The organism is Piscinibacter sp. PDB5-1, assembly GCF_056676035.1.
This window is the reverse complement of sequence record NZ_JBWVZL010000001.1, coordinates 1,602,481-1,614,933: the sequence shown is the minus strand read 5'-3', so window position 1 is coordinate 1,614,933 and position 12,453 is coordinate 1,602,481. Positions and strand designations below refer to the sequence as shown.

13 protein-coding genes are annotated in these 12,453 nt (G+C 64.7%); 8 read left to right on the top strand and 5 right to left on the bottom strand.

The window, feature by feature from the left end; translation table 11 throughout:
* The first annotated feature begins 370 nt into the window (after positions 1-370).
* Positions 371-2,254, top strand: coding sequence for a molecular chaperone HtpG (gene htpG, locus AC1KAT_RS07370; RefSeq protein ID WP_480324274.1), 1,884 nt, complete (start codon positions 371-373; stop codon positions 2,252-2,254).
* A 5-nt stretch (positions 2,255-2,259) separates the two neighbouring features.
* On the opposite strand, the gene AC1KAT_RS07365 is transcribed toward htpG, so the two are convergent.
* From AC1KAT_RS07365 to AC1KAT_RS07355, 3 genes are read right to left on the bottom strand one after another with little or no spacing between them, the layout of a single operon-like run.
* Positions 2,260-3,309, bottom strand: a complete 1,050-nt coding sequence (locus AC1KAT_RS07365; protein ID WP_480324272.1) for a serine/threonine protein kinase — start codon at positions 3,307-3,309, stop codon at positions 2,260-2,262.
* A 28-nt stretch (positions 3,310-3,337) separates the two neighbouring features.
* On the bottom strand, positions 3,338-4,132 hold the full coding sequence (locus tag AC1KAT_RS07360; RefSeq protein ID WP_480324270.1) for a DUF2726 domain-containing protein: 795 nt from the start codon (positions 4,130-4,132) through the stop codon (positions 3,338-3,340).
* Positions 4,133-4,176: 44 nt separating this feature from the next.
* Positions 4,177-4,959 carry an N-acetyltransferase family protein gene (locus AC1KAT_RS07355; protein WP_480324268.1) on the bottom strand — a complete coding sequence of 261 codons (783 nt, stop codon included), beginning with the start codon at positions 4,957-4,959 and terminating at the stop codon, positions 4,177-4,179.
* A 263-nt stretch (positions 4,960-5,222) separates the two neighbouring features.
* Between AC1KAT_RS07355 and rplM the strand changes: the two genes are divergently transcribed.
* From rplM to erpA, 5 genes are all read left to right on the top strand, one after another.
* Positions 5,223-5,651 (top strand): 50S ribosomal protein L13, encoded by a 429-nt coding sequence (rplM, locus tag AC1KAT_RS07350; RefSeq protein WP_480324266.1) that lies wholly within the window; start codon positions 5,223-5,225, stop codon positions 5,649-5,651.
* A 9-nt stretch (positions 5,652-5,660) separates the two neighbouring features.
* Complete coding sequence (gene rpsI / locus AC1KAT_RS07345) at positions 5,661-6,053, top strand: 30S ribosomal protein S9 (protein ID WP_480324264.1); 393 nt, start codon at positions 5,661-5,663, stop codon at positions 6,051-6,053.
* Positions 6,054-6,339: 286 nt separating this feature from the next.
* A complete protein-coding gene (locus AC1KAT_RS07340; RefSeq protein ID WP_480324262.1) occupies positions 6,340-7,002 on the top strand; it encodes a DUF6776 family protein in 663 nt (220 codons plus the stop codon).
* A 47-nt stretch (positions 7,003-7,049) separates the two neighbouring features.
* Positions 7,050-7,466: a bactofilin family protein gene (locus AC1KAT_RS07335; protein WP_480324260.1), complete on the top strand. Its 417-nt coding sequence runs from the start codon at positions 7,050-7,052 to the stop codon at positions 7,464-7,466.
* Between the two features lie 31 nt (positions 7,467-7,497).
* On the top strand, positions 7,498-7,869 hold the full coding sequence (gene erpA / locus AC1KAT_RS07330) for an iron-sulfur cluster insertion protein ErpA (protein ID WP_480324258.1): 372 nt from the start codon (positions 7,498-7,500) through the stop codon (positions 7,867-7,869).
* Positions 7,870-7,932: 63 nt separating this feature from the next.
* On the opposite strand, the gene AC1KAT_RS07325 is transcribed toward erpA, so the two are convergent.
* Together AC1KAT_RS07325 and AC1KAT_RS07320 are read right to left on the bottom strand one after the other, a co-directional pair.
* Positions 7,933-9,051, bottom strand: coding sequence for an anhydro-N-acetylmuramic acid kinase (locus AC1KAT_RS07325; protein WP_480324256.1), 1,119 nt, complete (start codon positions 9,049-9,051; stop codon positions 7,933-7,935).
* A gap of 42 nt (positions 9,052-9,093) precedes the next feature.
* Positions 9,094-10,479: a peptidoglycan DD-metalloendopeptidase family protein gene (locus AC1KAT_RS07320; RefSeq protein WP_480324254.1), complete on the bottom strand. Its 1,386-nt coding sequence runs from the start codon at positions 10,477-10,479 to the stop codon at positions 9,094-9,096.
* A gap of 225 nt (positions 10,480-10,704) precedes the next feature.
* Here AC1KAT_RS07320 and tyrS point away from each other — a divergent pair, with 225 nt between their 5' ends.
* Complete coding sequence (tyrS, locus tag AC1KAT_RS07315; protein WP_480324252.1) at positions 10,705-11,973, top strand: tyrosine--tRNA ligase; 1,269 nt, start codon at positions 10,705-10,707, stop codon at positions 11,971-11,973.
* A gap of 10 nt (positions 11,974-11,983) precedes the next feature.
* A complete protein-coding gene (gene dtd / locus AC1KAT_RS07310; protein WP_480324250.1) occupies positions 11,984-12,427 on the top strand; it encodes a D-aminoacyl-tRNA deacylase in 444 nt (147 codons plus the stop codon).
* Positions 12,428-12,453 lie beyond the last annotated feature (26 nt).

Below are 12,453 nucleotides of genomic sequence, written 5' to 3'. Positions count from 1 at the left end.
ACAGTGAAACGCCTCAGCGCCGATGATAGTGCGGATTCCCGTGTGAAAGTAGGACATTGTCAGGCTATTAATTGAATGCCCCCATCACAGCAGTGATGGGGGCATTTCTCATTGGGCAATGATTGCTTCAATTTGAACTTCGGCTTGGTCTTCCTTGTGAATACCTCTGGGCGGTGGTAATTCGAAGCGTCCGCCTATGCCTTGGCTCGGTGGAGTAATTCAGATCGTTGCCGATCCCTTGTGATGAGAAGGCTCAGTAATTTAGATTGCCGCTATGCTTGTCTTCCCGAGTTCATGTGGAAGTGGAAGAAGGGATTGAAGTCGAGGACTCCGTCCATATATCCCTGCCACCTCACTCTCAACCTGCACCATGGACACGCAAACGCTCCCCTTCCAGGCTGAAGTTCAGCAGATCCTCCATTTAGTTACTCATTCACTGTATTCCAACAAGGAAATATTCCTTCGTGAACTGATCTCGAATGCGTCAGATGCGTGCGACAAACTCCGGTTTGAGGCATTGAATGCTCCGAATCTGTACGAAAACATTCCGAACCTGGAGGTTCGGGTTAGTTTTGACAAAGAGCGGCGGACCCTGACGTTTCGGGATAACGGCATCGGTTTGTCTCTTGATGAGGCTGTTGCCAATCTCGGGACGATTGCCAAAAGTGGCACGAGAGACTTCATCGCTCAACTCAGCCAAGACCAGAAGCGCGACGCGCAGCTCATCGGCCAATTCGGCGTTGGCTTCTACAGCGGCTTCATCGTCGCGGATCGGATCACTGTCGAGTCTCGGCGGGCGGGCTTGCCTGACGAGGCGGGCGTGCGGTGGTCCTCCGACGGCTCGGGCCAGTTTGAGGTCACTCCCATCACCCGATCCGAGCGTGGTACCGATGTCATTCTTCATCTGCGAGAAGGCGAAGACGAGTTCCTGAGCACTTGGAAGCTGCGGTCCATCATCAGCAAGTACTCCGACCACATTTCGCTCCCCGTCTTGATGCGGAGGGAGGAATGGGACGCCGAAGCCCAGGCGCAACAACTTCGAGACGAGTGGGAGCCTGTGAACAAGGCTGCGGCGCTTTGGACTCGCAGCAAGGCGGAGATTACGCAAGAGCAATACGAAGATTTCTACAAGCAGATCAGCTACGACAGCGAGCCGCCGCTTGCCCTGACCCATAACCGCGTCGAAGGGCGAAGCGAGTACACGCAGCTTCTCTACGCTCCTAAGCACCCGCCGTTTGATCTGTGGAACCGCGACAAGCGTGCCGGTGTGAAGCTGTACGTGAAGCGCGTCTTCATCATGGATGACGCCCACGCGCTGATGCCGGCCTATCTGCGCTTTGTAAAGGGTGTGATCGACAGCGCCGACCTTCCGCTGAACGTTTCTCGAGAACTGCTGCAAGAAAGTCGCGACGTAAAAGCGATTCGCGAAGGATCGACCAAGCGTGTCTTGGGAATGCTTGAAGCGCTGGCGAACAGTGACGACGCGGCAGAGCGCGAAAAGTATGCGAAGTTCTGGGCTGACTTCGGAAGCGTGCTGAAGGAAGGGATCGGTGAAGACCCCGCGAATCAAGAGCGTCTGACAAAGCTGCTTCGCTTTGCCTCCACCCATGCCGACGAAGGCGTTGCGTTTGCCGACTACCTCGCGCGCATGAAGGACGGGCAGGAGGCGATCTACTACGTCACCGCTGACAGCTTGGTGGCGGCAAAGAACAGCCCTCAGCTCGAAGTCTTTCGAAAGAAGGGCATCGAAGTTTTGCTACTCGTCGATCGAGTCGACGAATGGATGCTCGCGCACCTCTTCGAGGTAGAGGGCCGCCCGCTGCAGAGCATCGCCAAGGGCGCGGTCGATCTCGGCAAGTTGCAGGACGAAGAAGAAAAAAGGCAGACCGAAGCCGCCGCTAACGAGTTCAAGGACGTATTGCAGCGACTTGGCGACGTGCTCAAGAACCGAGCCAAAGAGGTGCGTGTCAGCACACGGCTCGTCGACTCCGCGGCATGTCTGGTCGTCAGTGAGGGCGACATGAGTGGACACCTCGCCCGCTTGTTGAAGCAAGCCGGGCAAAAAGCGCCAGTGTCGCTGCCCACGCTAGAGGTGAATGTGGACCACCCGCTGGTGCGCCGCCTCGAACGCAGCGAGCACTTCGATGACCTGGCCCAGATCCTCTTTGACCAGGCGGTGTTGGCCGAGGGCGGCCAATTGGAAGACCCTGCTGCCTACGTGAAGCGAATCAATGCGTTGTTGGTGGGCGCTTGAGCTGCTCAGTGCTCGAAATCGTCGGGTGATGGGTTCGACTCGGGCTCGATCAGTTGGAGCTGTTCGCGCAGCCGCTCGGTCTGATCGGCCCAATATGCGGCGGTCCCGAACCATGGAAACGCGGCCGGGAACGCTGGATCGGCCCATCGGCGAGCCAGCCATGCGCTGTAGTGAATCATCCGCAGGCTTCGCAGGGACTCGATCAGCTGCAGTTCGCGGCGATCGAAGGCCATGAAGTCTTCGTAGCCCGCGAGGATGTCTGCCAGCTCGCGCTGAGCGGACTGCGGATCACCGGAGAGCAGCATCCAGAGGTCTTGCACTGCGGGGCCGTTCATGGCGTCATCGAGATCCACGAAGTGGGGCCCCGCGTCCGTCCACAGCACGTTTCCGAGGTGGCAGTCGCCATGAAGGCGAATGCGCGAGATCTCACCCACCGCCGCAAACTTTCGCTCGATGGCGTCGAGCAAGCGATCCACGACGTCGCGCCAAGAGGCCTGTTGGCTGGGGGGAATGAGGTCTGAGCCAGTGAGGAACTGGTGGGGTTCGCGCCCATGTGACTGGGGCGACAGGCTCACGCGATGCGTGAATCGATTGCGGGCTCCCACCGCGTGAAGCCGCCCGATGAAACGCCCCAGGCGCTCAAGGGTGTCTGGCTCTTCGAGTTCGGGCGCGCGGCCGGCGTGGCGATTCGACACTGCGAACCGGTAGGTTGACGCAGCCGTGTCGAAGGCCATGAGGGTGCTGGTCGTCAGTCCCCGGGTCAGGATCAGAGGCGGAACGACGGGAATCTCGGCGCCGTGCAATTCCAGAGCGAAGTCGTGCTCTTCGAGAATTTGCGCGTCCGACCAGCGGTGCGGCCGGTAGAACTTCGCCACCACGACGCGGCCGTCCTCCAGGAACACTTGGAACACCCGGTTCTCGTACGAATTGAGCTGCAGCAAGCGGCCATCGCCGCGCAGCCCGACGGTGTCGAGGGCGTCGAGGACGACGTTCGGCGTCAGGTCGGCGTAGGGGGCCTCGGTCGTTGCGAGGGGCGATCGTGGCGCTTCGGTCATTCCCGCATGGTACGCGGGGCACGTCAGCTCAGTGCTGGGGCAAAGGGCTCAGCCGAGGGGGTGCTTCGTCCACCACGACGGCAGCGATTTCATCGGTGCCGGGACGCGCCGCGCCGCTCATGTCGGGGTTGCTTCCAGGCAGTGTCGAGAAGTCGCTGCTGCCGAAGCCATCGAGGCGGCTGTCAGGCGCAAAGAACGAGTCCTGAAAGAGCGTCGAGTCTTGCCAAAGGGCGCTGCGCTCGGCGCGACGGTTGGCGACCGTGCTGGCCAGCGTGTCACGGGCTTGGTGCAGGCTGGGTGCCGGCGCCGGTTGAGGGGCTCGTGAAGCCGCCCCGCTGTGTGGGACCAGCAATTGCAGTTCGGCCGTGGACGGCAGATGGTCGGACGGGCAGCGCAGGTAGCGCACCCGGCATGCCTCGAGCACCGATTGCTTGATCTGCAACACGCGCCGCGAGTTGTTGCGGTCGCTCTCGAGATCGACGGCAGCCAGCACGCGACCATTGGCGCTGCACACGGCGAAGGTCACGTGATGGGCCCCCAGCAGGTCGTACCAGTACCGCACCGTGGTCGGGTCGAGGGGCTGGCAAAAGCGAACGAGTGGGAGCTTCGACAGGATGATGTGGTGGGGCAAAGCCTCACGCAGCAAGCGGTAGATGCGTCGCTCTTCGGTCGTGAACACGGGGCGCGCGGTCAGTGCCCAGTCGGTGGGCAATGGCTGCGCCGACGGCGGGCGGCGGCGACTGAACGCCCAGATCGCGAGCACGACCAACGCCAGCGCGGCTGCGGCGAGGACGAAACTCTGGGGTTCGATGTCGATGTTCACGAGCGTGGTGAGGGGGTTGAAGCAGAAGGGGCTGCGGGCCGATCCTATCGGTCACCCTTCCCCGGTGAATCCCCAGTTTGAGTGTTTGCCGCGGCGGGCGGCCCACCCAAAGCGGCGGGTTCGGTCACCGGGGGATCGCCAGCCTGCGTTGTCGCCGCGGACCAGGTGGACCAGGCCCGCTGGGCTTCAAGCGCATGCCGCTTCCAGCGGTAATTGAACTCGGCGGCCTGCTCTTCGACCATCTCGCTGACATGGGTCGCGACGTTCTCGGCTGGCAATTGCAGCCAAGCCTCGGAGTCGGGGCCATCGCGCTGCACCGTGGCACCGGCGTTGGCCGCGATCTTCAACATGGCTCCGTTCTCACTGAGCGCGTGAATCAGCATGCGCTCACATCCGCGATTGCGTGCGTGCAGGACCGCACGGTCGAACAGCCGTGCGCCATAGCCACGCCCCCGCGCCTCTGCCCTCACCGAGACGCCGAACTCCGCCATGTCGGGGTGGGACTCTGTTTTCGGCAGGAGGGCGAGGTGCGCCACGGCGAGCAACTGGAGCCGCCGGTTGAAGATTCCGAAGAGGTCGTCGCGCTCGAAATCCAGTGACATAACGTAACGCCCGATTTGCTCGTCGGTGATCGGGTGGCCGAAACGCAGGTAGCGATCGCGTTCATTCAGCGCAAGCAGGTGTCGGCCGATGCGCTCCCGATGACCAGGGCGCAACTGGCGAATCGGCACCCACTCAATGAATGAACGCACCGCCGTCCGCCACGCGGCCAGCGCAGACCAAGGCCAATCGGCCGCGTGATTGCCGGAGTTGCGCGGGGTGTTCATGGTGCTGCAGCGGCGAAAAAATCCAGTTTAGTGTTCTTGCGGTCGCCTCGAGGTGACGCAGCGCAGGCTTGGGTGTTGTCCATTCGGAGGGGCTTCGTGCATAATCGCGGGCTTTCCCCGAAACGGCTCTGGGGAATCGTGCGTCCAGACAAGTTCGGATGGTCGCGCGGCGTGTGCCTAAGAGGCCGCCTTTCACAAGCGGCACCGAACGCATCGCAACGAGCCTTGTTGCCCGCACCCGCGGGCTCATTGAAAGAAACCTCATGAAGACCTTCAGCGCCAAGCCGGCCGAAGTGACGCACGAGTGGTTTGTGATTGACGCCACCGACAAGGTGCTCGGACGTGTTGCCAGCGAAGTGGCACTCCGTTTGCGCGGCAAGCACAAGGCCATTTACACGCCTCACGTCGATACCGGTGATTTCATCGTCGTCGTCAACGCAGACAAGATCCGCGTCACCGGCAACAAGGCCAACGACAAGGTGTACTACCGTCACACGGGCTTCCCGGGCGGCATCTACGGCACCAAGTTCAAGGACATGCAAGCCAAGCATCCCGGCCGCGCGCTGGAGAAGGCCGTCAAGGGCATGCTGCCCAAGGGCCCGCTGGGCTACGCGATGGTGAAGAAGCTGAAGGTGTACGCCGGTGCCACGCATCCGCACACCGCCCAGCAGCCCAAGGCGCTGGAAATCTAAGGAGCGGTGATGATCGGAAACTGGAATTACGGAACCGGCCGCCGCAAGTCGTCGGTCGCTCGTGTCTTCATCAAGAAGGGCACGGGCCAGATCCTCGTCAACGGCCGCCCGGTCGAGCAGTACTTCGGCCGCCAAACGTCCATCATGGTCGTGCGTCAGCCGCTGGTGCTCACTGCCAACGACGCTGCCTTCGACATCAAGGTCAACGTGCACGGTGGTGGCGAATCGGGTCAAGCCGGTGCCGTCCGCCACGGCATCACCCGCGCCCTGATCGACTACGACGCGGCGCTCAAGCCCGAACTGAGCCGTGCCGGCTTCGTGACGCGCGATGCGCGTGAAGTCGAACGTAAGAAGGTCGGTCTTCACGGCGCTCGCCGCCGGAAGCAGTTCAGCAAGCGCTGATCCACCTTTGCGCGCGGCCCGGTTTCGTCGGGCAACGGGCAACAAAAAGCCGCTCATCGAGCGGCTTTTTGCTTTTCCTTTGAGCGTTGGCGAGATGCGCGCGGCGCATGCTTACGCCTGCAAGGTTTGCTCACTCGGTGGCTGAGGGCGGCTTCTAGAATCCGCCTCAACGCCCCGCCATGGGGCTTGTCGGCGGGCCACTTCTGCGCCTTGCCTCACCCAGGAGCCCAACCGCCCCATGCGCTGGAAGTTGCTACGCCGCCGCTTGTCGATCAGCGCCCCGCGCATGATCGTGCGCAGCCACTTGCCGTGGCCCTTGCGCTGGGCGGTCGCGGCGCTCGCGCTGGGTTTCTCGGCGGCGCTGGCGCTGTGGGCCTTCGAGATGGGCAAGACCCTGGCGGGCCTCGATCGCGGCGCCAAGGCCGAGTTGGCCCAACTTCGCGAAGAAGTCGCCAAGCTGCGTGACGAGCGCGAGGGCGCACAGTCGATCGCCAACACCGCCGAGAGCCTGTTGAAGGCGGAGCGCGCGGCGCAGGACAAACTGGTGCAGCAACTCAAGCAGCTCGAAGCCGAAAACGTGACGCTGAAAGCGGATCTCGGTTTTTTTGAGCGTTTGCTGCCGGCGGCGAGCAGCGATGGCCTCAACGTGCGTGGCCTGCGCGCCGATATTCCGTCGCCGGGGCAGTTGCGCTTTCAAGTGCTGGTGATGCAGATTGGCAAGACCTTGCCCGAATTCACCGGCCGGTATGAAATCGTGCTCAGTGGCAGCCAAGGCGGGCGACCCTGGACGCTGACTCAGCCGGGCGGCCCGCGGCCCCTTCAGGTCAAACAATCGCTGCGGCTCGAAGGAACGATCGAACTGCCAGAAAACGCCGTGGTCAAACAGGTGCACCTCAAGGTGACCGACAGCCAGGGCAACATCAAAGCCAGCCAGACGGCCAAGGTCTGAACGCCTGCAGGGCGGCGTGGTTGGCCCTCACCCACCGGAGACACACCATGTTCGGCAAAAAGAAAGCGCCCGCGATTCGCACCCTGATCGGCGAAGGCACCGTGATCGTCGGCGAATTGCGTTTTTCGGACGGTCTGCGCATCGATGGCGAAGTCCAGGGCGACGTCATCGCCACTGGCGAACGTTCGAGCATCCTCGTGATCAGCGAAAAAGCCCGCGTCGTGGGCCAGGTGCGGGCCGGCCACGTGATCATCAACGGCTCGGTGACAGGACCGGTGCTGTCGAGCGAACTGCTCGAGCTGCAGCCCAAGGCCAGCATCGTTGGTGACGTGAGTTACCAGTCGCTCGAAATGCACCAAGGCGCCACGATCAACGGCGAAATCCGCCCCCTGCAGCAGTCGGGCGACGATCGCCCGGCATTGAAATTGGCCTCGACCAGCGTGGCGGCCGCAGCCGGCGGATAATCGGGCCAGTTTTGTCTCAGGAGCCACTCTCATGACCGCAGTCGCCGCACAACTTTCCCCGCTGGATGCGCCCCCCGTGCCCCTGGTCTTCACCGATAGCGCGGCGAACAAGGTCAAGGAACTGGTGGACGAAGAGGGCAACCCTGAACTGAAGCTGCGCGTCTTCGTGCAAGGCGGCGGCTGCTCGGGCTTCCAGTACGGCTTCACCTTCGACGAAATCGTCAATGAAGACGACACGCAGATGAACAAGAACGGTGTGACGCTCTTGATCGACGCGATGAGCCTGCAGTACCTGGTCGGCGCCGAGATCGACTACAAGGACGATCTGCAAGGCGCCCAGTTCGTCATCAAGAACCCGAACGCCACGACCACCTGCGGCTGCGGTTCGAGCTTCTCGGTCTGATCCTCCGCCGCATGCCAAAGCAAAGGCCGCCCTCGGGCGGCCTTTGTCATGAGCGGTGGGCTTCTATCCGGCGGGGTAAAGCGCTCCCAGCACCCGGGGCCCCGCCGCGCCGGTGACGGTGCTCAGGTTTCCCGGCAGGCGGTGCGTGTGCCGGTACGCCAGCCAGGCGAAGGCGGCCGCCTCGACGTGCTGCGCGGGTAGCCCGCGGGCGTCGGTCGGCGCGACCTGCACACCGGGCAGCAGATCGGCCAGGCGCTGCATCAGGTGCGTGTTCAGCGCGCCGCCCCCGCACACCAGCAGTTCGCGGGCATCCGCCGCGTGCCGGTGGATGTCGTCGGCGCAGGTGCGTGCGGTCAGCTCGCACAGGGTGGCTTGCACGGCCGCCGGTGACACGGGCTGGGCGAAGCGCTTCAGCTTGTCGTCCAGCCAGCCGGGGTTGAAGAGGTCGCGGCCGGTGCTCTTGGGGGCGGGCAGCGAGAAGAAGGGCTCGTCGAGGAGACGGGCCAGCAGTTGGGCATCGACCTGGCCACTGGCCGCCCACGCGCCGCCAGCGTCGTAGGGGCGGCCGAGGTGCTGCTGGCACCAGTGGTCCATCAACACGTTGGCTGGGCCGCAGTCGAAGCCGCGCGTGGGTTGGTCCGGGCGCAGCACCGTGAGGTTGCTGATGCCGCCGAGGTTGAGCACGGCGCCGGTCTGGCCGGGTCGGGCGAACAGTGCGTGGTGAAAGGCGGGCACGAGTGGCGCGCCCTGGCCCCCGGCGGCGATGTCGCGCCGGCGGAAGTCGGCGATGACGTCAATGCCGCTCAGCTCGGCCAGCAGCGCCGGGTTGTCGACCTGGCAGGTGTAGCCGAGGCCGTCTTCGATGCCGGGGCGGTGGCGCACAGTCTGGCCATGGCTGCCGATGGCACGTACGGCGGTGGCGGGTGTCTCGCTCGCGCCCAGCAGGTCGGCCACGACCTGCGCATACAGCCGCGCCAAGTCGTTGGCGGCGAGGGCTGCGCGGTGGATTTCGTTGTCGCCGGGGGTGTTGAGGGCGAGCAGCGTGTCTCGCAAGGGGCCCGCAAAGGGCCGGTAGGCGTGGCTGCGGACCGACAGGTGCCCGGCGGCGTCGAAGGCGGCGAGCACGCCGTCCACGCCATCGAGCGAGGTGCCCGACATCAGCCCGATGAAGAGTTCAGACATCGGGCGATGGTGCCCGGCGTGCCTCGCGGCACACCTGGGGATTCACTCGGCGCGGGCGGTGAGGGCGCTTGCGTGCGCGGCAGCTGCTTGCAACTGGCCGCGCAGCCCCTGGGCGGCCACTTCGAATTGCGTGCGTGCCGCTGGCGACAGCACGATGGCTTCGGAGGCCTTGGCGATGACCATCGGGTCTTTGTGCTCGCCCTTGACCTTGACCTCGAAGTGCAGGTGCGGGCCGGTGGCCCAGCCGGTCGAGCCGACCGCGCCGATGCGCGCACCCTGTTCAACGGACTGGCCCTTGCGCACGTCGATGCGGCTCATGTGCGCGTACAGCGTCGTGTGGTCGTTGGCATGTCGGATCTGCACCACGTTGCCGTAGCCGTTCTGCCAGCCGGCGAACTCGACCACGCCATGTCCCACCGCGCGGATCGGCGTGCCGGTCGGTGCGCCGTAGTCCACGCCCAGGTGGGCGCGCCAGGTCTTGTGGATGGGGTGCAGGCGCATCGAGAAGCCCGAGGTCACGCGCGAGAACTCCATCGGGCTCGACAGGAACGCGCGGCGCTTGCTCTGGCCGTCGAAGCCGTAGTAGCCGCCCTTGCCGTTGGTCGGGTCCGTGAACCACACCGCCGCATGCGTTCGGCCGTTGTTGATGAACTCAGCGGCGAGCACGCGGCCCGAGGCCTGGTTCCAGGTGATGGGTTCACCGTCGGCGGTCAGCGCTTCGTAGACGACGCTGAAGGTGTCGCCCCGGCGCAGTTCGCGACGGAAGTCGATGTCGGTCGAGAACATCTCGGCGATCTGCGTGGCCACCGGGTCGGGCAGCCGGGCCTCGTCGGTCGCGGCGAACAGCGAGCTGTGGATCGTGCCGCCACCCAGGCGCACTTCGGCTGCAAGCGGCGCGGTTTCGACCTGCGCGATGAAGCTGTTCTCGAAGCGCGTGATGCGCAGGCGCGAGAAGTGGGTGTTGAACTGCTCGGCACGCTCGGCCGGGTAGCGGGCGACCAGTTCGTCGAGCTGGCCCGCCTCGCCGATGCGCACCTGCACCATCTTGCCGGCCCGGCCTTCGAGCAGGCGGCGGGCGGTCTTGTCGCTGCGCAGGAAAGCGGCGGCGCCCAGGTCGGACACGTTCAGCCGTTGCAGCAGGCTGTCGGCGGTGTCGGTGCCGCGCGTGAGGTCGTTGCGGTAGAGCTGCAGCGAGTGGTCGGCGAGCGCGTCGAGCTGTGTATCGAGCGGTTCGGTCGTGACGATTTCCGTCACCATGCGCCGTGGCAGGTCGGCCGCGTCGGGCGCCATGGGCGCAATGCCGAAGGCCGTGACACCGAAGCCGGCCAGTCCGACCACGACGGCCGAGACAACCGCCCGGTGGTGGCGGTGCAGGAACTGAAGGGTGCGTTCGCCGAAACGCGCCGCGGCGCGGTCAAGAGGATCCAAGGAGCTCAATTGTCAGAGGGGCCGAACGGCCCGAGTGTCAAGCGCGCCTGGGGGAGGCGAGCGCTTGGGGTCTGTCTTGATGCCGGCAGGCGTCCTCTAGAATCGAGCGACGCTGCGGGCCCCTGAGTGCTGGGTGGCGGCAGCCAGCCGGGGTAATGAGTCAGTATACCGACCGCCTGTTCCGTGCCCTGCGGAAAATCCCCCAGAAATTTCCGAATTCACGCCATGTCTCAGCCCTCTTCGGTGGCGCCTCGTCCGCCCGTTTCGTCGGCCCCTTCTCTTGCCCATCCGGTGACCGACAAGGTCCGCGAGGCGCTGGCCGTTTCGCGGCGCGGCGTTGACGAGCTGTTACCGGAAGCCGAGTGGGTGGCCAAGCTTGCCAAGTCTGAAGCAACGGGCGTGCCATTGCGCGTGAAGCTCGGGCTGGACCCGACCGCCCCCGACATCCACATCGGCCACACGGTCGTGCTGAACAAGCTGCGCCAGTTGCAGGACCTGGGGCACACGGTCATCTTTCTGATCGGCGACTTCACTTCGATGATCGGTGACCCGTCGGGGCGCAACACGACGCGCCCGCCGCTGACGCGCGAGCAGATCGAGGCCAACGCCGAGACCTACAAGACGCAGGCCTACAAGGTGCTCGACCCGCAGCGCACCGAGCTTCGCTACAACTCCGAATGGAGCGACCCGCTGGGCGCGCGCGGCATGATCCAGCTCGCCTCGCGCTACACGGTCGCGCGCATGATGGAGCGCGACGACTTCACCAAGCGCTACAAGGCCGGCACGCCGATCAGCGTGCACGAGTTCTTGTACCCGCTGATGCAGGGCTACGACTCGGTCGCGCTCAAGAGCGACCTCGAACTCGGCGGCACCGACCAGAAGTTCAACCTGCTGATGGGCCGCTCGCTGCAGAGCGAATACGGCCAGGAGCCGCAGTGCATCCTGACGATGCCGCTGCTCGAAGGGCTCGACGGCGTCGAGAAGATGTCCAAGAGCAAGGGCAACTACATCGGCATCACCGAAGCGCCGAACGACATGTTCGCGAAGCTGCTGAAGATCAGCGACGAGCTGATGTGGAAGTACTTCACCCTGCTGAGCTTCCGCAGCGAGGCCGAGATCGCGGCCCTGAAGGCCGAGGTCGAGGGCGGGCGCAACCCGAAGGACGCCAAAGTGATGCTCGCCAAAGAGATCACCGCGCGCTTCCATGGCGCGGCGGAGGCCGACTCGGCGGAGCAAGACTTCATCAACCGCTCGAAGGGCGGCGTGCCAGACGTGATCCCTGAGGTGTCGCTCGGCGGCGCGCCGCTGGGCATCGGTGCCTTGCTCAAGCAGGCGAACCTGGCGCCATCGACCAGTGAGGCCAACCGCCTGATCGACGGCGGCGGTGTGCGCGTGGACGGTGCCGTGGTCAGCGACAAGGGCCTGAAGCTTGGCGCCGGCACCTACGTCGTGCAGGTCGGCAAGCGCAAGTTCGCCCGCGTGACGCTCGCTTGAGCGTGCGGCCGTGATCGCGTTGATCCAGCGGGTGCGCGAGGCCCGCGTCGAGGTGGCGGGCGACACGGTCGGCGCCATCGCCCAAGGCCTGCTGGTGCTGGTGTGCGCCGAGCCTGGCGACACCGAGGCGGTGGCCGATCAGCTGGTGGCCAAGCTGCTGAAGCTGCGCATCTTCTCGGACGACGCCGGCAAGATGAACCGCAGCGTGGTCGATGTGCAGGGCGGCTTGCTGGTCGTCAGCCAGTTCACGCTGGCCGCGGACACGAGCGGCGGCAACCGGCCCAGCTTCACCGGCGCTGCGCCCGCCGAACAGGGGCGACGCCTCTACGAACGCGTGCTCGCCTCGGCACGCGCGCAGCACGGGCCGGTCGAGGCCGGGCGCTTTGGCGCGGACATGCAGGTGCACCTGGTCAACGACGGGCCGGTGACCATCCCGATGCGACTCGTGGCCTGACGCTCGCGCGCAGCCCCTATCAAAAA